The sequence below is a fragment of the Escherichia sp. MOD1-EC6842 genome (genome assembly GCF_002965705.1).
GTDB lineage: Bacteria > Pseudomonadota > Gammaproteobacteria > Enterobacterales > Enterobacteriaceae > Escherichia > Escherichia ruysiae.
Genome location: NZ_PTRF01000001.1, coordinates 127,282 through 146,448 on the forward strand (window position 1 = coordinate 127,282; position 19,167 = coordinate 146,448).

Consider the following 19,167-nt stretch of genomic DNA (forward strand, 5'->3'; position numbering starts at 1 on the left):
TACAGACAAAGGGAAACCCCTGACAAGGTATCAGTGTTAAGTGTAGGGGAAATCAGAAAAAATCGTAGGCCAGAGACAACAACATAACTAAAAATGATATTTTCAGCCTGAATGTTGGCAGGTAAAAGAGGGGACGTTTAACCTTCAGGGATGCCCCATGACGACCTTGCCAGGGGGCAGAAAATGGGGGCTTATCCCGCTTTTACCGCAGTTACCATCACTTCAACCAGAATCTCCGGGCGGGCCATCTCAGCTTGTACGGTAGCACGTGCCGGGCTATATCCTTCTGGTATCCAGCTAACCCATACGTCGTTGAAATCGGCAAAATCGCGGCTGATATCTTTTAACCATATCTGAGCGGACAAGAGATGAAATTTATCACTGTCAGCTGCCGCAAGTAATTCGTCGATTTTCTCCAGCACTTCGCGCGTTTGTTGCGCGATGGACGGGGTATTGCTCTTCGGTGTCTGACCGGAGAGAAAAACAAGATTGCCATATTCCACGCTGGCGGCAAGACGCGGTTGTGGGTTATTACGTTTGATATTCAAGCTGATTGGCTCCATGTCAGTCCATCAAGTGAAATTGCAGGGTCTTCGCCCGACAGCAGAGCGCCTAACACCACGGCACTACCCGCCGCCAGCGTAAAGCCCAGACTGCCCTGACCAAGATTCATCCATAGATTTTGATACTTCGCCCGTCCTAATAGTGGCGGACCCGCAGGGGTGGATGGACGCATACCCGTCCATAATTCGGCCTCATCGATACCTTGTAGTTGCGGAAAGCTGGCCGCTACGATCTGTTTTAAAGCGCCAATGCGTTCAGAGCGCAGTTCATTACCGTCATAGCCAATATCGACCATGGCGGCGATGCGCAACCGGTCACCGAGTCGGGCATAGACAATTTTATGACCATAGTCGGTGACACTGATTTGTGGCGCGATCCCCATTTTTTGTGGGAAGGGGAGCGTCAAACTGTAACCTTTCAGACCGCAGAGCGGTACGTGCGTCCCGGTTCCGGCAAGCAAATGCGTGCTGCCATTACCGGCGGCAACGACATAATCATCCGCAACCAGCGTTCCAGTGCGGGTGGTAATAGAGACAATGCGCTCACCTTTTTTATTCAACTGCAAAACTTCACAATCGGTTTGTAGCGAAAAATTCGCGCTGGCATTAAGTTTGGTAAGTAATGCCTGACAGAACTTATAGCAATCCGCCGTTTCATCGCCGGGGGAGTAAATACCACCGCACAGGGAATGACCAATATGTTTTAGTGCAGGTTCAAGATGAACACACTCTTCGCGTGATAAAGCCTGTTGAAATTGCGGATCAATGCCTTTTGCCGCTTTGGCTAAATCTTGCTGACGGCGATGAATAATCAGTTTGCCAGAACGGCGCCAGTGAAAATCATCAAGATTATCTTCCAACAACCATGCTTCCATGACCTGACGACTTAACAGTGATAAGCGTAAAATATGGTCGCCATTGAGTTTATTTGTCCGGCTATTACAGGACATTAAAAACGCCAGCAACCAGCGCCACTGGCTAAATGACAGGCGCAAACGCATATTCAGAGGGGAGTCACTTTTCCCCATCCATTTAAGCCCCTGCATCGGTACGCCTTTATCCGCCAGAGGGGCAACGTAGCGATAGCTGAGTTGCCCGCCATTAGCGAAACTGGTGGCGACGCCTGCCTGACTGTTGCGTTCTAACAATTGCACCTGATGGCCCTGTTTTACCAGCACCCATGCTGTCGCCAGACCAATTACCCCGCCGCCAATAACTACAATGCGTTTTTTCATCACCTGAGATATCCACCGCTAATAAGTGCGTTGGGGATATGTCAAAACATTTAGGCCTGAGGAGCAATTGACTTTTTATTTTCAGGGTATAACTCAAGGTTAATGGCTCGCAGTTGCTGACGTAATTGCTGACAGAGGAAATCGACAAATTTTTGTGTAATAGGGCTAAGCGAAACATCGGCACGGCGTAGCAAACAAAGGTCAATTTTCATTGGGGGGGCGATGGGGTGAATCGTCTCTGCCGGGAGGTTATGACGGGCAGAGAAAATATCGGTAATACTGCATCCCATTCCTCGTTTTACAAATTCAGTCGCCATGTAATAGGTCTGGACATTCAGGCGTGTCGTCAAAAAATCACGTCGTTTAGCTATTGCATCAGAAAGGGAATAGGGGCCGGGAGAAATCCAGCGTTGTTGGTCAATCTTGTCTATTTCTACCGCGCCCTGTCGATAGTCCCGGTCGATATAAACCAGCGGAACTTCGGCTATCAGCGTCGTCATAATCTCCCCCTGTTGAATCGGCTGTAGCGTCAGAGCCAGATCAATCTCGCGCAGATCAAGCTTTTTAACCAACGTTTCGGTGTGCTCTGTCGTCAGTGTCATTACCAGATTCGCATTCTGCTGGTAAAACGCAGTGACTATTTCCGGCACCAGACTTAATCCCAGGCTTGGCAGACATCCCAGAGCTATTCTGGCTCGCGGATCTCGCGTCAGGTTATCGGCCAGCAGTCGCAGGTTATCGAGTTCGTGATAAATCGACTGCGCTTTTTCAAAAAGTGTGATCGCTTCGCTGGTTGGAAGAAGCTTGCCACGCACTCGCTGAAAGAGCTGAAACCCGAGTTTTTGTTCAGCGTTTTTTAACGCTTTACTGGCGGCCGGCTGGGAAATATTCAGCGATTCCGCTGCCCGGGAAAGTGTCCCGCATGTCATTACGGCATAGAAGATTTCCAGGTGGCGCAGTTTCATTAAGAGTTAACCCAGAGTTATAGACAATAGATAAAAAGTCATTTCATGGTAACACCAAGTTAACATAAATTTAATCTGTAACGCCTATTCTGGTAACAATGCGTTATTTGCCCACCTAAAGGGGTTAATTACGAACTCAGAATAATACCTGTAGTACCCGGACAAACCCTCAGTGCATTTTGCTAACAATAATAACGAGGGGGGATATTTTCTGAGCTGTCCAAATACATCGGCTGATATTGATGGTCGATTCGATGGGGTTAAGGAGTTATATGAGTGACTCAATGCTCGCTGGTGGTTCGCTAACCAGACAAAATATCACCAAAAAGAATGTCATTATTGGTTTACTGTTGGTTGTTTTTTTACTGACAGCGTTCTGGTGTCAGGGGCGTCCAGGTAATGAACTCGGACTGCTTGGTTTTACACCGCTGGTAGCGTTAGCGGTGCTCTCGTTGATAGGCGTCGATATTGTTCTGGCGGTTATTTCATCGATTATTATTGCGATGATAATGACTTCCACCGGCTTACCTGAAATGGGCACCATGCTGGCAAAATCGACGGGATCGTTTATCGCCACAGTTGGTCTGATCATTATGCTTGGTGCCGGTGTCGGGGAAGTGGCAACACGTACCGGAGCCGCCGTTGAACTGGTCAAATTTGTGGTACATCGTATCGGGCTTTCCAGCCAGACGCGGGTCAAATTTGGCATCGTTGTCTCTTCCATTCTCATCTGTGGCGCGCTGGGCACTATGGCAGGCGGTAATGCCATTATTGTCGCGGTGATTATTCCTGTGGCGGCGGCAGTACGGCTGACGCCTCCCACGGTGGCTGCACTGATGATGACGGCGGGCTCAGTGGGATTGTTTACCGGGCCATTTACTCCCAGTACCGTGACGATTTTACAACTCGGCGGCCTGACTTATCCGCAATACCTGATGTACGTCGGGCTACCAATGAGTGCCGTGACGTTATTTGCTGGCTGGATAATGGCCGGGCGAATTCAGAAGATGACGGAAGGAAAATTACATTACGAGGTGGATCTCTCTGAGAAAACTCAGGAAGAAGAGCAGCCCGCCTGTGTTCGCCGTCGCAAGCTCAGCGCGCTGGCATTTGCCGCAACCATTATTGTTATGGCGGTTATCGGTGTAGTGATAAAAGCAGGTTTTAGTTTTGCCATTATCGTGATGTTACTGGTGGCTTTGATCACCGGACTGGTGGGAGGATTAAGCCCTGCCGGGATACTGCAGGCGCTGTATAAGGGGTGTGGCAGACTGGTGTGGATGTTTCTGCTCTACTGGCTGTATAACCCGATTCTGGAACTTATGGATAGCCTGCAGGCGTATCAGGGGTTGCTCGAATACACTCAACCTCTGTTAACCGGGATATCACCAGCATGGCTTTGCTTCTGTATTTTTGCCTTTAACATTATCGGTCATGTGCCAGGCGCCGCTGTTGCTCAGATGACCTTTACGCACAAAATATTTGGTCCGATGTTGATGGCTGCGGGAGTGCCGCCACAGGGGACAACGGCGGTATTGTTGGCCTCATCGCAAGTGGACTGGTTTGGGCCTTTCCCTTCATCGGATATGTTTGGTCAAATGGGGCTGGCACAATCAACCCATCTGAAATATATGCTTTATAACGGTTGGACCATTGTCATTGCCAATATCATTCTTTTTGCCGTGCTGTTTCAGATATTAGTTTAACGATACAAACCAGGCGATAGCGCAGCTACTGTCAGTCATCGCCTGGTGCCCTGCAAGTTTCCCGCCTCGTTATCTGCTAATTTGCGAACCGGTTCCCGGAAATAAGTCATATTTCTGTCACACTCTTTAATCATTGATAACAAAAGAGGTGTGAGGAATGAAAAAAACGCTAATCGCCGCAGCCGTGGCAGGGATGGCTTTGCTTTCTTCAAATACTCAGGCACAGGCTGTACCGGAGGGCTATCAGCTACAGCAAGTGCTTATGATGAGTCGCCATAACTTACGCGCACCGCTGGCTAATAATGGCAGTGTGCTTGAGCAGTCGACGCCGAATAAATGGCCAGAATGGGATGTTCCCGGCGGGCAGCTCACCACTAAAGGTGGCGTGCTGGAAGTGTATATGGGGCATTACATGCGTGAGTGGCTGGCAGAGCAGGGGATGGTAAAGTCGGGTGAATGCCCGCCACCGGACACCGTTTATGCCTACGCAAACAGCCTGCAACGTACCGTCGCTACCGCGCAGTTCTTTATTACCGGCGCATTCCCTGGATGTGATATTCCTGTTCATCACCAGGAAAAAATGGGCACTATGGATCCAACCTTTAACCCGGTAATCACCGATGATTCCGCCGCATTCAGTGAGCAGGCGGTGGCGGCAATGGAGAAAGAGTTCAGCAAACTACAACTGACTGACAGCTATCAGCTACTGGAAAAAATCGTTAACTATAAAGAGTCTCCAGCCTGTAAAGAGAAGCAGCAATGTTCGCTGGTGGATGGCAAAAATACCTTCAGTGCGAAGTATCAACAAGAGCCGGGCGTTTCCGGGCCATTGAAAGTCGGCAATTCGCTGGTGGATGCTTTCACTTTGCAATACTACGAAGGTTTCCCGATGGATCAGGTGGCGTGGGGGAAAATTAAATCTGACCAACAGTGGAAGGTGTTGTCGAAGCTGAAAAACGGCTACCAGGACAGCTTGTTTACCTCACCGGAAGTAGCGCGCAATGTTGCGAAACCGCTGGTCAGTTATATCGACAAAGCCCTGGTCACCGATCGTGCCAGCGCACCGAAAATCACTGTGTTGGTAGGGCATGACTCTAATATTGCCTCATTGCTGACCGCGCTGGACTTTAAACCCTATCAGTTGCATGACCAGAACGAACGCACGCCAATTGGCGGCAAAATCGTTTTCCAGCGTTGGCATGACAGCAAAGCCAATCGTGATTTGATGAAAATTGAATATGTTTATCAAAGTTCGGAACAGTTGCGTAATGCCGACGCGTTAACGTTACAGGCTCCGGCTCAGCGGGTGACGCTGGAATTAAGCGGTTGCCCGATAGACGCTGATGGTTTCTGTCCAATGGATAAGTTTGATAGCGTGTTGAATGAAGCAGTGAAATAACAGAAAACTCCCCCGCGAGAAACGGGGGAGTCACTGGTTAAACGTTTTTACGTTCGATGGTCTGTTCGCCCCAAAAAAGCGAATCTTTATCGGTTTTGGCAAAGGCTTTGACTAACACTTCATCGCTACCTTCTTCCCAAATTTTTTCCGCCATTTTCTCGTCGTACCCGGCGACTTCAAAAATGGCCTCGGCTATTTCCGGCGACGTATTGCGCAGAGATGCCCATTCACCCACGTGATGAGCTTTCGCTTCTTGAGTTGGCATGCGTATCCTCCTGTTGAAGATTAGCCATTAAGTTTGACTGCCAGACCAGCAACATATTCCCCCTGGTAACGTGCGATAGACAACTCTTCCTGACTGGGCTGGCGCGAACCGTCACCGCCTGCAATGGTGGTCGCGCCATAAGGCGTTCCGCCGCGAACCTGCGAGACGTCAAATAATTCCTGTGCTGCGTAGCCAATGGGGACAATCACCATGCCGTGATGTGCAAGGGTCGTCCAGGTTGAAGTGATAGTCTGTTCCTGACCGCCGCCGGTGCCGGTCGAACTAAAGACGCTCGCCAGTTTGCCGTACAGAGCGCCGGAAGCCCACAGGCCGCCAGTCTGATCCAGGAAAGTACGCATCTGGCCTGACATATTGCCAAAGCGGGTTGGTGTACCAAAAATAATCGCGTCGTAATCGGCCAGTTCTTGCGGGGTTGCAACGGGCGCAGTTTGCGTTTTACCGCCTGCTTTTTCGAATAATTGCGGCTGCATGGTCTCCGGTACACGCTTAACGACAACTTCTGCGCCATCGACTTTGCTTGCGCCTTCAGCGACTGCACGCGCCATCGTTTCGATATGTCCGTACATGGAATAATAAAGCACCAGAACTTTAGCCATTTCTAACCACTCCTCGTGTTATCTCTATTCCGTAGCGATTCGCTACCACTCATTTAAAGATAAGACGTCCTATTCAGAGTGCAAATTTCACAACCACTTATTTGATTTATAACAATTTTCACAAGCATGTAATTTTGTCGCAAAATGATACATTTTTATCCCATAGTGTTTTTTTAATCATAAGAGCGGCTTATGGCTGATTACCGGAAATGATATCTATTCTCGCTAAGAAGCTGTTGCAGGATATTACCAAACGCAGGCTTACCCGCGTCAGTTCACTAAGCTTAGTCCCACGTAGCGAAAATATGGCACCCGCCATACGCCGCGTTAATCCTGGGCACTATGATGACGGAGGTCAGTAATGGCAAACCATCGAGGCGGTTCCGGCAATTTTGCAGAAGACCGCGAAAGAGCATCAGAAGCAGGCAAAAAAGGTGGACAGCACAGCGGGGGGAATTTCAAAAATGACCCGCAGCGCGCATCTGAAGCAGGAAAAAAAGGGGGCAAAAGCAGTCACGGCAAAAGCAACAACTAGCCGGGCTACTCTATGACGAATGCGTTTTGTCTGACGCGCGTCAATACGCCACTGCCGCCGGTAATTCCGGCGGTTTTTCGTTCTGGTACTCTCCTTAATATCCTTACGTTAATACCTTTCTCGCTCATTCCACCATTATTCATTCGTGCCGTGAATGTTGATGGTCGAGGCATCGTGCTGATTTTGCTATCCTGTTGCCAGTCTACAAGAGGGGTGAGCGCATGACGCAAGGCGCAGTGAAAACAACGGGTAAACGTTCGCGCGCAGTGAGTGCGAAGAAAAAAGCGATTCTTGGTGCGGCACTGGACACTTTTTCACAATTCGGTTTTCACGGCACAAGGCTGGAGCAGATCGCAGAGTTGGCGGGTGTTTCAAAAACCAATCTGCTGTATTACTTTCCGTCAAAAGAGGCGCTGTATATTGCCGTGCTGCGGCAGATTCTCGATATCTGGCTGGCACCGTTAAAAGCGTTTCGTGAAGATTTCGCCCCGTTGGCGGCAATCAAAGAGTACATTCGTCTGAAGCTGGAAGTCTCCCGTGATTATCCGCAGGCTTCACGCCTGTTCTGTATGGAGATGCTGGCAGGTGCGCCGCTATTAATGGATGAGCTGACGGGCGATTTGAAGGCGTTAATTGATGAGAAATCGGCGCTGATTGCCGGTTGGGTCAAAAGCGGCAAACTCGCGCCGATTGACCCGCAGCATCTGATTTTTATGATTTGGGCTTCCACTCAACATTACGCCGATTTCGCCCCTCAGGTGGAGGCGGTGACAGGCGCGACGTTGCGCGATGAGGTATTTTTCAATCAAACGGTTGAAAACGTGCAGCGGATTATTATTGAGGGGATTCGACCACGTTAAAGATGCCGGAGGAGGTTGTAACATCCTCCGGCTACCTGTTTAACCGATCGTCATTAAACTGGCGTTACCGCCAGCGGCAGCGGTATTCACACTCAGCGAACGTTCGATATACAGCCGTTCCAGCAGGATATTGCTTTCGCCACGGGCAAAACCCTGCACCGAAACAATTGCGCCATCCCGCGCTGCAACGACTTCACACAATGCGCGAAGCTGATCCGAATCACCGTGGAAGATCACCGCATCAAACGGTTGAGCGGTTATATTTTCCGCTTTCGCCAGTTGAATACGTTCGCTGACTGCCGATGGCAATGCCTTCACTAACTGACGATGCAGCGCGTCATCCGGCCACAGTACCTGGCTGCCCACCGCCAGCACGGCGGCGAGCTGAGTCAGCGCATCCTGTTCATCATCCGCGATACACAATACGCGCTCACGCGGCAGCAGCGTCCAGGTGTTGCGTTCACCCGTCGGCCCTGGCAGCAATCGTTGTGTTCCTGCCTGCGCCAGCTCGCCATATTGCGTACATAACGCCTGCAATTCTGGACGATTTGCTGCCCATTCCCGCAGTGCATTTAGCGGCTGAGTCAATGCGGCTTTCAACTGCGCATCGACCGGATACTCCGCATCCTGACGCGCGAGCGTCAATGCCAGTGCACTTTCCGGGCGATTCGCCAGCAGACGGTAGAGATAGAGCGGACCGCCTGCTTTCGGCCCGGTGCCAGACAACCCTTCGCCACCGAATGGTTGCACCCCAACCACTGCGCCCACCATATTACGGTTAACATACAGGTTACCAACATGGGCCGAGCCAGTGACCTGGGCAATGGTTTCATCAATACGCGTATGGACGCCGAGCGTCAGACCATAGCCGGAAGCGTTAATCTGCTCGATCAGCTCCGGCAATTGATTACGGTTGTAGCGCACCACATGCAGCACCGGACCAAAGACCTCTTTTTGCAATTCGGCAAAGTCATCCAGTTCGATCAGCGTCGGAGCAACAAAAGTGCCGCTTTGCCATTCACGGGCATCTTCGCTGTTTTCCCGCACCGCCTGGAACACCGGACGGCCTTTGCTGCGCATGGTCTGAATATGACGCTCAATATTGGTTTTCGCTTCGCTATCAATTACCGGCCCGATATCGGTGGTCAGGCGACCCGGATTACCCATCCGGCACTCAGCCATTGCGCCGCGCAGCATTTTCAGCGTGTGGTCGGCAATCTCATCTTGCAGGCACAGTACACGCAGCGCCGAACAACGCTGGCCTGCACTGTCGAACGCCGAAGCCAGTACATCCACGACGACCTGTTCGGTCAGTGCTGAAGAATCGACAATCATCGCGTTCATGCCGCCGGTTTCAGCAATGAGCGGAATGGGGCGACCCTGAGCGTCCAGGCGGCTGGCGATATTGCGTTGCAGTAACGTGGCGACTTCGGTTGAACCGGTAAACATCACCCCGCGCACGCGATCATCCCCCGTCAGTTGCGCACCTACGGTTTCACCCTGACCTGGCAGCAACTGCACTACGCCTGGCGGTACACCCGCTTCCAGCAAAATGGCGATCCCTTGCGCGGCAATCAGCGGCGTTTGTTCTGCCGGTTTTGCCAGTACGCTGTTACCTGCCGCCAGTGCGGCGGCGATCTGTCCGGTGAAAATCGCCAGCGGGAAGTTCCACGGGCTGATACACACCACAGGCCCTAATGGACGGTGGGTTTCGTTAGCGAAATCATCACGCACCTGTCCCGCGTAATAGTGGAGAAAATCGACGGCTTCACGCACTTCGGCGATGGCGTTACTGAAGGTTTTTCCGGCTTCACGCACCAGAATACCAATCAGTTGCTGCATCTGGCTTTCCATCAGCACGGCAGCGCGATGCAATATCGCCGCACGTTCAGCCGGAGGAGTGGCAAACCAGATTGGCGCGTTATTAACCGCATTTTCCAGTGCCTGTTCCACTTCACGCGGCGTGGCTTCACGCACATAGCCAACGATATCTTTTGGTTCTGCCGGGTTAATAACGGGTGACATTTCACCTGTCGTAACCGGCTGTTCCAGCATTGGCTGGGCCTGCCATTTTTGCAGTGCGCTGTTGAGCAGGGCAGAGGAGAGCGATGCCAGACGATGTTCATTGGCAAGATCTAATCCTGCCGAGTTATCGCGCCCCTGACCGTAAAGATCGCGCGGCAGGGGAATTTTCGGATGCGGTAAGCCTGTTTGCCCTTCCTGTTGCGCAATTTTTTCTACAGCCGCGACCGGATCGGCAACCAGTTCATCCAGCGGCAAAGAGGTATCAGCAATACGGTTAACAAACGAGGTGTTGGCACCATTTTCCAGCAGGCGACGCACCAGATACGCCAGCAGCGTTTCATGTGTGCCGACAGGGGCATAAATACGACACGGACGATTAAGTTTACCGTCGGCGATTTTCCCGGTGACCTGCTCATACAGTGGCTCGCCCATACCATGCAGGCACTGGAACTCGTACTGACCCGGGTAGTAGTTTTGACCCGCCAGTTGATAAATTGCCGCCAGCGTATGGGCGTTGTGCGTCGCGAACTGCGGATAAATTAAATTCGGCACCGCCAGCAGCTTTTTCGCACAGGCGAGATAAGAAACGTCGGTATACACCTTACGGGTATAAACTGGATAACCTTCAAGGCCGTCCATTTGCGCACGCTTGATTTCACTGTCCCAGTACGCGCCTTTCACCAGGCGAATCATCAGACGGCGACGGCTGCGGGTGGCGAGATCAATCAGGTAATCGATCACCAGCGGGCAGCGTTTCTGATAAGCCTGAATAACAAAACCGATGCCGTTCCAGCCTGCCAGTTCAGGCTCGAAACAGAGTTTTTCCAGCAAATCGAGGGAGATCTCCAGACGATCGGCCTCTTCGGCGTCAATGTTGATACCAATATCGTACTGACGCGCCAGCAGGGTTAATGATTTCAGACGCGGGTAAAGCTCGTCCATTACCCGGTCGTACTGGGCGCGGCTGTAGCGCGGATGCAGCGCCGACAGCTTGATTGAAATGCCCGGCCCTTCATAGATGCCACGACCGTTGGACGCTTTACCAATGGCGTGAATCGCCTGCTGATAGGACACCATATACGCCTGCGCATCTGCGGCGGTCAGCGCGGCTTCGCCGAGCATATCGTAAGAGTAACGGAAACCTTTCTCTTCCAGCTTGCGGGCATTGGCTAATGCTTCCGCGATGGTCTCACCGGTGACAAACTGTTCGCCCATCAGGCGCATCGCCATATCCACACCTTTGCGGATCAGCGGTTCACCGCTCTTACCGATAATGCGGTTCAGCGAACGGGAGAGGCTGGCTTCGTTATGGGTAGAAACCAGTTTGCCGGTAAACAGCAGCCCCCAGGTGGCGGCATTTACAAACAAAGACGGGCTACGACCAATATGTGACTGCCAGTTACCGTTGCTGATTTTGTCGCGAATTAACGCGTCACGGGTGGCTTTGTCGGGAATACGCAATAACGCTTCTGCCAGACACATCAGCGCCACGCCTTCCTGCGATGACAGTGAAAACTCCTGTAATAGCCCCTGAACCATGCCTGCGCGACCACTGGCGTTTTTTTGATTGCGCAGTTTATCTGCCAGTTGATATGCCAGTTTGTGCGCCTGTTCCGCAACCGGCTGCGGCAGACGAGCTTGTTCCAGCAGCATAGAAACCGCTTCGGTTTCCGGGCGGCGATAGGCAGCGGTGATGGCCGCACGGGAAACTGACTGCGGCAAAATTTGCTCGGCAAAGTCGAGGAATGGCTGGTGTGGTTCCTCTGCCGGAGTCGGTGCTTCATCGCTCTCATTGGCAGCGCCAGAAAGCAGCACAGGCAGCTCCGGCAGGGTATCGCTGTTCTCCAGTTGTTCAAGATAAGAAAAAATCGCCTGCTTAATTAACCAGTGTGGCGTGCGATCGATACGTGTCGCGGCAGACTTAATACGCTCACGCGTCGCGTCGTCCAGCTTAACCCCCATGGTGGTGGTTCCCATGCCATTACTCCTGTTGTTCTGAAAGGTGCAACTTAACGTTATTGTGAAATATCTATTATGTTGCAACTTTGTGCAACCATGTAAAATGTGACTTACGTAGCAAGCTTAAAAATGAATTAAATGTTAATAAAAGAAATCGATATGACAGGGAATAAAAAAATAACGCAGACTTTTTCTCTGCGGCAGTTAACATTTTTGACAGGTGCAACCGCAAAAAATGTGAGGGAGTGCAACCTGATGAAAAATAGTATCGCTGGGCACTAAAATTTAATGTAAATGATGTGTTAAATCGATTGTGAATAACCAACGCTTCCGGCAGGATACGGTCGCCCTGGTAAACATAAACTCTGTTACCCCGTTCCGGTGGCAGATATAACGGCAAGTTTCGACATTGCCGATAATAATTTTTTGGAGACTTTAGATGGCTATTAGCACACCGATGTTGGTGACATTTTGTGTCTATATCTTTGGCATGATATTGATTGGGTTTATCGCCTGGCGATCAACTAAAAACTTTGACGACTATATTCTGGGCGGTCGCAGCCTTGGGCCGTTTGTGACGGCGTTATCGGCGGGTGCGTCGGATATGAGCGGCTGGCTGTTAATGGGATTGCCAGGCGCAGTCTTTCTTTCCGGGATTTCCGAAAGCTGGATCGCTATTGGCCTGACATTAGGCGCGTGGATTAACTGGAAACTGGTGGCCGGGCGGTTGCGTGTGCATACCGAATACAACAATAACGCCTTAACCTTGCCGGATTATTTCACCGGGCGCTTTGAAGATAAAAGCCGTATTTTGCGCATTATCTCCGCGCTGGTTATTTTGCTGTTCTTCACCATTTATTGCGCTTCGGGCATTGTGGCAGGCGCGCGTCTGTTTGAAAGCACCTTTGGCATGAGCTACGAAACGGCTCTGTGGGCAGGTGCAGCGGCGACCATCCTTTATACCTTTATTGGTGGGTTCCTCGCGGTGAGCTGGACCGATACCGTACAGGCCAGTCTGATGATTTTTGCCCTGATCCTGACGCCGGTTATCGTCATTATCAGCGTCGGTGGTTTTGGTGACTCGCTGGAAGTGATCAAACAAAAGAGCATTGAAAACGTGGATATGCTCAAAGGGCTGAACTTTGTCGCCATTATCTCGCTGATGGGCTGGGGGCTGGGTTACTTCGGGCAGCCGCACATCCTGGCGCGTTTTATGGCGGCAGATTCTCACCACAGCATTGTCCATGCGCGTCGTATCAGTATGACCTGGATGATCCTCTGCCTGGCAGGGGCGGTGGCTGTCGGCTTCTTTGGGATTGCTTACTTTAATGATCATCCGGCGGTAGCAGGTGCGGTAAATCAGAATGCCGAGCGCGTGTTTATCGAACTGGCGCAAATTCTGTTTAACCCGTGGATTGCCGGGATCCTGCTGTCGGCGATTCTGGCTGCGGTGATGTCAACGTTAAGCTGCCAGCTGCTGGTATGTTCCAGTGCGATTACCGAAGATCTGTACAAAGCGTTTCTGCGTAAACATGCCAGCCAGAAAGAACTGGTGTGGGTAGGGCGTGTGATGGTGCTGGTGGTGGCGCTGGTGGCCATTGCGCTGGCGGCAAACCCGGAAAACCGCGTGCTGGGGCTGGTGAGCTATGCATGGGCAGGTTTTGGCGCGGCGTTTGGTCCGGTGGTACTGTTCTCGGTGATGTGGTCACGCATGACGCGCAACGGCGCACTGGCGGGAATGATCATCGGTGCGCTCACGGTTATCGTCTGGAAACAGTTCGGCTGGCTGGGTCTGTACGAAATTATTCCGGGCTTTATCTTCGGCAGTATCGGGATTGTGGTGTTCAGTTTGCTGGGTAAAGCGCCGTCAGCGGCGATGCAAAAACGTTTTGCTGAAGCAGATGCGCATTATCATTCGGCGCCGCCGTCACGGTTGCAGGAAGGTTAAGGGAAGGCGTTTTACCGAAAATCCCACGTCATAATGGGAAGCAGAAGAGGGCAATCAGTGATTGCCCTCTGTGTTTTCTCGCAAAAAAAATTTTACATTTCCTCATCATTATCACTACATTCCGCTTGTGTTTTTCTCCGCCGTAATGATAATCGCTATCACTGCGATTTACTTTTCTTTGCATAGATTGACTCAGAAAAACGTTTAAGGGTGGGTGGCATGTTTGTTCCGTTTCTCATTATGTTGCGCGAAGGACTTGAAGCCGCGCTGATTGTCAGTTTGATTGCCAGCTATCTTAAGCGTACCCAGCGAGGCCGATGGATTGGTGTGATGTGGGTTGGTGTGTTGCTTGCCGCTGCGTTGTGCCTGGGGCTGGGTATCTTCATTAACGAAACTACCGGCGAATTTCCGCAAAAAGAACAGGAACTGTTCGAAGGTATCGTGGCGGTGATCGCCGTGGTGATCCTCACCTGGATGGTTTTCTGGATGCGCAAAGTGTCGCGCAACGTCAAAATGCAACTGGAGCAGGCGGTCGATAGCGCATTGCAGCGCGGGAATCATCACGGCTGGGCGCTGGTGATGATGGTCTTTTTTGCCGTTGCAAGGGAAGGGCTGGAGTCGGTCTTTTTCCTGCTGGCGGCATTTCAACAAGATGTCGGGATCTGGCCGCCGCTCGGCGCAATGCTTGGCCTCGCCACGGCCGTGGTGCTTGGTTTCCTGCTCTACTGGGGCGGTATTCGCCTCAATCTTGGCGCATTTTTCAAATGGACCAGCCTGTTTATTCTCTTCGTCGCCGCAGGGCTGGCAGCAGGTGCCATTCGCGCATTTCATGAAGCCGGATTATGGAACCACTTTCAGGAAATTGCCTTCGATATGAGCGCGGTGCTCTCAACTCACTCGCTGTTCGGCACGCTGATGGAAGGTATTTTTGGTTATCAGGAAGCGCCGAGCGTCAGCGAAGTCGCCGTCTGGTTTATTTATCTCATCCCGGCGCTGGTGGCGTTTGCTCTGCCGCCACGTGCAGGAACGACAGCGTCTCGCTCCGCGTAACAAATACGACGCAAACTCTTGCTTAGTTACAACATACTTTAAAGGGATAGTCTCGTCATGACCATTAACTTCCGTCGTAGCGCACTGCAATTAAGCGTGGCTGCGCTGTTCTCTTCTGCTTTTATGGCTAACGCCGCCGATATTCCGCAAGTCAAAGTGACCGTGACGGATAAGCAGTGCGAACCAATGACTATTACGGTTAACGCCGGGAAAACGCAGTTTATCATTCAGAACCACAGTCAGAAGGCCCTGGAATGGGAGATCCTCAAAGGCGTGATGGTGGTGGAAGAGCGGGAAAATATCGCCCCTGGTTTTAGCCAGAAAATGACGGCGAATTTACAGCCTGGTGAATACGATATGACCTGCGGTCTGCTGACTAACCCGAAAGGGAAGTTGATCGTCAAAGGCGAGGCGACAGCGGATGCGGCGCAAAGTGATGCACTGTTAAGCCTCGGCGGTGCAATTACCGCATATAAGGCGTATGTCATGGCGGAAACCACGCAGCTGGTGACCGACACTAAAGCCTTTACCGACGCCATTAAAGCGGGCGATATCGAAAAAGCGAAAGCACTGTATGCACCGACGCGCCAGCACTATGAGCGCATTGAACCGATCGCTGAACTGTTCTCCGATCTGGATGGCAGCATTGACGCCCGTGAGGATGATTACGAGCAAAAAGCCGCCGACCCAAAATTCACCGGTTTCCACCGTCTGGAAAAAGCCTTGTTTGGCGACAACACCACCAAAGGAATGGATCAGTACGCTGACCAGCTTTATACCGATGTGGTTGATTTGCATAAACGCATCAGTGAACTGGCTTTCCCACCTTCAAAAGTGGTCGGCGGCGCAGCGGGACTGATTGAGGAAGTGGCAGCCAGCAAAATTAGCGGTGAAGAAGATCGCTACAGCCACACCGATCTGTGGGATTTCCAGGCTAACGTTGAAGGCTCGCAGAAAATTGTCGATCTGCTGCGTCCACAACTGCAAAAAGCCAACCCGGAACTGCTGGTAAAAGTCGATGCCAACTTCAAAAAGGTCGATACCATTCTGGCGAAATACCGTACCAAAGACGGTTTTGAAACCTACGACAAATTGACCGATGCCGACCGTAACGCGCTAAAAGGCCCGATTACCGCGCTGGCGGAAGATCTGGCGCAACTTCGTGGTGTGCTGGGGCTGGACTAAGCATTATGCAGTATGAAAATGAAAACGGCGTGAATGAACCCTCGCGCCGACGTTTACTGAAAGGGATTGGTGCGCTGGCACTGGCGGGAAGTTGCCCGGTGGCTCATGCACAAAAAGCGCAAAGTGCACCGGGTACGCTTTCGCCGGATGCGCGCAATGAGAAACAGCCTTTTTATGGCGAACATCAGGCGGGGATTGTGACGCCACAGCAGGCCGCAATGATGCTGGTGGCGTTTGATGTGCTTGCCAGTGATAAAGCCGATCTTGAGCGGTTGTTTCGCTTGTTGACTCAGCGTTTTGCTTTTCTGACTCAGGGCGGAACGGCACCAGAAACGCCAAATCCGCGCCTACCGCCACTCGATTCCGGCATTCTTGGCGGCTACATTGCGCCTGATAATCTCACCATCACGTTGTCTGTTGGTTACTCATTGTTTGATGAACGGTTTGGCCTTGCGCCGCAGATGCCGAAAAAGTTGCAGAAGATGACGCGTTTCCCCAACGACTCGCTTGATGCAGCGTTATGTCATGGTGATGTGTTGCTACAGATTTGCGCCAACACCCAGGATACGGTGATCCATGCGCTGCGCGATATCATTAAACACACGCCGGATTTGCTCAGCGTGCGCTGGAAGCGGGAAGGGTTTATTTCCGATCATGCGGCGCGAAGTAAAGGCAAAGATACGCCAATTAATTTGCTGGGCTTCAAAGACGGCACTGCTAATCCCGACAGCCATAATGCGAAGTTGATGCAAAAAGTGGTGTGGGTCACGGCAGATCAGCAGGAACCTGCCTGGACCATCGGCGGCAGCTACCAGGCGGTGCGGTTGATTCAGTTTCGGGTGGAGTTTTGGGACAGAACGCCACTGAAAGAACAGCAGACGATTTTTGGTCGTGATAAGCAAACCGGTGCTCCGCTGGGAATGCAGCACGAGCATGATGTGCCCGATTACGCCAGCGATCCTGAAGGTAAGGTGATTGCGCTGGACAGCCATATCCGGCTGGCGAATCCGCGCACGCCAGAGAGTGAGTCCAGCCTGATGTTGCGCCGTGGCTACAGTTATTCACTGGGCGTCACCAACTCCGGGCAACTGGATATGGGGCTACTGTTCGTTTGCTACCAACACGATCTGGAAAAGGGCTTTCTGACAGTACAAAAAAGACTGAATGGCGAGGCGCTGGAGGAATACGTCAAACCTATCGGTGGCGGTTATTTCTTTGCATTGCCAGGGGTGAAGGACACGAACGATTATCTCGGAAGCGCATTATTGCGGGTTTAATGTTTTTAGGCGGATAGGCGTTTACGCCGCATCCGACGTTCGTGCGCTGATGCCTGATGCGACGCTTGCGCGTCTTATCAGGCCTACAATCGGTGCCGGATCGGTAGGCAGAATAAGGCGTTCACGCCGCATCCGGCAAGCACAAGGCTCATTTTACCAGCAAACGCGAATCCTGCTGAAAGTACACAGCTTTTACCATCACTGTCATCACTCTGTCATCTTTCCAGTAGAAGCTAATGCCATCTAAATGGTGTTTTATGGTTAAATATAAGTAAATATATTGTTGCAACAAATGCGAAAACTGTTGTACTTATTAAGTAACAGCGGTAGTTCCCGGCAGTGATAGTCAGTCACTATGGAGATCGCGGATGGTAACGTCCTGTACTGGACAATGTTTTGTTAAGCAACGCTCCACCACTCGCGGAGATTTCTCCTCCGGTAGTCATCTCGTCATTCTGTATTTTTACCCACTTCCTTTCTTTATTCGTGTTACCGACGCCTTTAACGGTGCGCGTAGCCGTTTTCGGTGTTATTTCCAAAAGCAAACTATGGCTTACAAGGAAGCCAACCCTCTGATGTTCGTGCGCATAATCGCGCTGCCAACGGCGCGTGTGATGAATACAAACAACTCAAGGTGCTCTCCATGGGAAGACAAAAAGCAGTGATCAAAGCTCGTCGCGAGGCAAAACGTGTGCTGAGACGGGATTCGCGCAGCCATAAACAGCGTGAAGAAGAATCGGTCACCTCGCTTGTGCAGATGAGCGGCGTAGAAGCCATTGGCATGGCTCGCGACAGTCGCGATACCTCGCCAATCCTCGCGCGAAATGAAGCGCAATTGCACTATCTGAAGGCTATTGAGAGTAAGCAACTGATATTCGCCACGGGCGAAGCCGGGTGTGGTAAAACCTGGATCAGTGCGGCAAAAGCGGCAGAAGCCCTGATACATAAGGATGTCGACAGGATTATCGTCACCCGTCCTGTTCTGCAAGCCGATGAAGATCTTGGCTTCTTACCTGGAGATATTGCAGAAAAGTTTGCTCCTTATTTTCGTCCGGTCTACGACGTGCTGGTTCGGCGGTTGGGCGCTTCCTTTATGCAATACTGCCTGCGGCCGGAGATAGGGAAGGTCGAAATCGCGCCGTTCGCCTATATGCGTGGACGTACATTTGAAAATGCGGTCGTCATTCTTGATGAGGCGCAGAATGTGACTGCCGCACAAATGAAAATGTTTTTAACCCGTCTGGGGGAGAACGTGACGGTTATTGTTAACGGAGATATTACACAGTGCGATTTACCTCGCGGTGTGCGCTCCGGCTTAAGTGACGCGCTGGAACGTTTCGAAGAAGATGAAATGGTCGGGATTGTCCGATTCGGTAAAGAGGATTGCGTGCGTTCGGCACTTTGCCAACGTACGCTACATGCCTATAGTTGAGAGTTTTAATGGTACAAAGCCCTGGCGTGGAGTGCACCCCAAAAGTTGGACACCCAACTGAGTAAGGTGCAGTCCACTCACTGCGTTCGCGGACTGTCGCCAGTTGTCGAACCCCTGTCGGGGCTTCTCATCCCCTCGGTGCGTGC

15 protein-coding genes are annotated in these 19,167 nt (G+C 51.5%); 9 read left to right on the top strand and 6 right to left on the bottom strand.

The window, feature by feature from the left end:
• Positions 1-191: 191 nt before the first annotated feature.
• From A7Z29_RS00660 to A7Z29_RS00670, 3 genes are read right to left on the bottom strand one after another with little or no spacing between them, the layout of a single operon-like run.
• Complete coding sequence (locus A7Z29_RS00660) at positions 192-548, bottom strand: RidA family protein (RefSeq protein WP_024165060.1); 357 nt, start codon at positions 546-548, stop codon at positions 192-194.
• Positions 545-1,798: a D-amino acid dehydrogenase gene (locus tag A7Z29_RS00665; RefSeq protein WP_105289679.1), complete on the bottom strand. Its 1,254-nt coding sequence runs from the start codon at positions 1,796-1,798 to the stop codon at positions 545-547. Before A7Z29_RS00665 ends, A7Z29_RS00660 begins: the two co-directional genes overlap by 4 nt.
• Before the next feature lie 50 nt (positions 1,799-1,848).
• On the bottom strand, positions 1,849-2,763 hold the full coding sequence (locus A7Z29_RS00670; RefSeq protein WP_000776565.1) for a LysR family transcriptional regulator: 915 nt from the start codon (positions 2,761-2,763) through the stop codon (positions 1,849-1,851).
• Positions 2,764-3,035: 272 nt separating this feature from the next.
• On the opposite strand from A7Z29_RS00670, the gene A7Z29_RS00675 reads away from it, so the two are divergent.
• The gene (locus A7Z29_RS00675; protein ID WP_105289680.1) at positions 3,036-4,469 is read left to right on the top strand and encodes a gluconate:proton symporter; all 1,434 of its coding nucleotides are present in this window, start codon (positions 3,036-3,038) and stop codon (positions 4,467-4,469) included.
• Between the two features lie 157 nt (positions 4,470-4,626).
• The gene (agp, locus tag A7Z29_RS00680; protein WP_105289681.1) at positions 4,627-5,868 is read left to right on the top strand and encodes a bifunctional glucose-1-phosphatase/inositol phosphatase; all 1,242 of its coding nucleotides are present in this window, start codon (positions 4,627-4,629) and stop codon (positions 5,866-5,868) included.
• A 37-nt stretch (positions 5,869-5,905) separates the two neighbouring features.
• Here agp and A7Z29_RS00685 read toward each other — a convergent pair whose 3' ends face one another.
• Positions 5,906-6,133, bottom strand: coding sequence for a YccJ family protein (locus tag A7Z29_RS00685; RefSeq protein ID WP_001143120.1), 228 nt, complete (start codon positions 6,131-6,133; stop codon positions 5,906-5,908).
• A gap of 20 nt (positions 6,134-6,153) precedes the next feature.
• Positions 6,154-6,750, bottom strand: a complete 597-nt coding sequence (gene wrbA, locus A7Z29_RS00690) for an NAD(P)H:quinone oxidoreductase (protein ID WP_001151442.1) — start codon at positions 6,748-6,750, stop codon at positions 6,154-6,156.
• A 361-nt stretch (positions 6,751-7,111) separates the two neighbouring features.
• On the opposite strand from wrbA, the gene A7Z29_RS00700 reads away from it, so the two are divergent.
• Together A7Z29_RS00700 and rutR are read left to right on the top strand one after the other, a co-directional pair.
• Complete coding sequence (locus A7Z29_RS00700; RefSeq protein ID WP_001273661.1) at positions 7,112-7,285, top strand: con-10 family general stress protein; 174 nt, start codon at positions 7,112-7,114, stop codon at positions 7,283-7,285.
• A gap of 221 nt (positions 7,286-7,506) precedes the next feature.
• Positions 7,507-8,145, top strand: a complete 639-nt coding sequence (gene rutR / locus A7Z29_RS00705; RefSeq protein WP_010344430.1) for an HTH-type transcriptional regulator RutR — start codon at positions 7,507-7,509, stop codon at positions 8,143-8,145.
• Between the two features lie 39 nt (positions 8,146-8,184).
• Here rutR and putA read toward each other — a convergent pair whose 3' ends face one another.
• A complete protein-coding gene (gene putA, locus A7Z29_RS00710) occupies positions 8,185-12,147 on the bottom strand; it encodes a trifunctional transcriptional regulator/proline dehydrogenase/L-glutamate gamma-semialdehyde dehydrogenase (RefSeq protein WP_105289682.1) in 3,963 nt (1,320 codons plus the stop codon).
• Between the two features lie 421 nt (positions 12,148-12,568).
• Here putA and putP point away from each other — a divergent pair, with 421 nt between their 5' ends.
• The 5 genes from putP (at position 12,569) to phoH (ending at position 19,021) form a co-directional block, all read left to right on the top strand.
• Complete coding sequence (putP, locus tag A7Z29_RS00720) at positions 12,569-14,077, top strand: sodium/proline symporter PutP (protein ID WP_001018481.1); 1,509 nt, start codon at positions 12,569-12,571, stop codon at positions 14,075-14,077.
• Between the two features lie 219 nt (positions 14,078-14,296).
• Positions 14,297-15,127, top strand: coding sequence for an iron uptake transporter permease EfeU (gene efeU, locus A7Z29_RS00725; protein ID WP_105289683.1), 831 nt, complete (start codon positions 14,297-14,299; stop codon positions 15,125-15,127).
• A gap of 57 nt (positions 15,128-15,184) precedes the next feature.
• Positions 15,185-16,312: an iron uptake system protein EfeO gene (efeO, locus tag A7Z29_RS00730; protein WP_105280997.1), complete on the top strand. Its 1,128-nt coding sequence runs from the start codon at positions 15,185-15,187 to the stop codon at positions 16,310-16,312.
• 5 nt (positions 16,313-16,317) lie between these two features.
• Positions 16,318-17,589 (top strand): iron uptake transporter deferrochelatase/peroxidase subunit, encoded by a 1,272-nt coding sequence (gene efeB / locus A7Z29_RS00735; RefSeq protein WP_001199187.1) that lies wholly within the window; start codon positions 16,318-16,320, stop codon positions 17,587-17,589.
• Between the two features lie 643 nt (positions 17,590-18,232).
• The gene (phoH, locus tag A7Z29_RS00745; protein WP_000533536.1) at positions 18,233-19,021 is read left to right on the top strand and encodes a phosphate starvation-inducible protein PhoH; all 789 of its coding nucleotides are present in this window, start codon (positions 18,233-18,235) and stop codon (positions 19,019-19,021) included.
• Positions 19,022-19,167 lie beyond the last annotated feature (146 nt).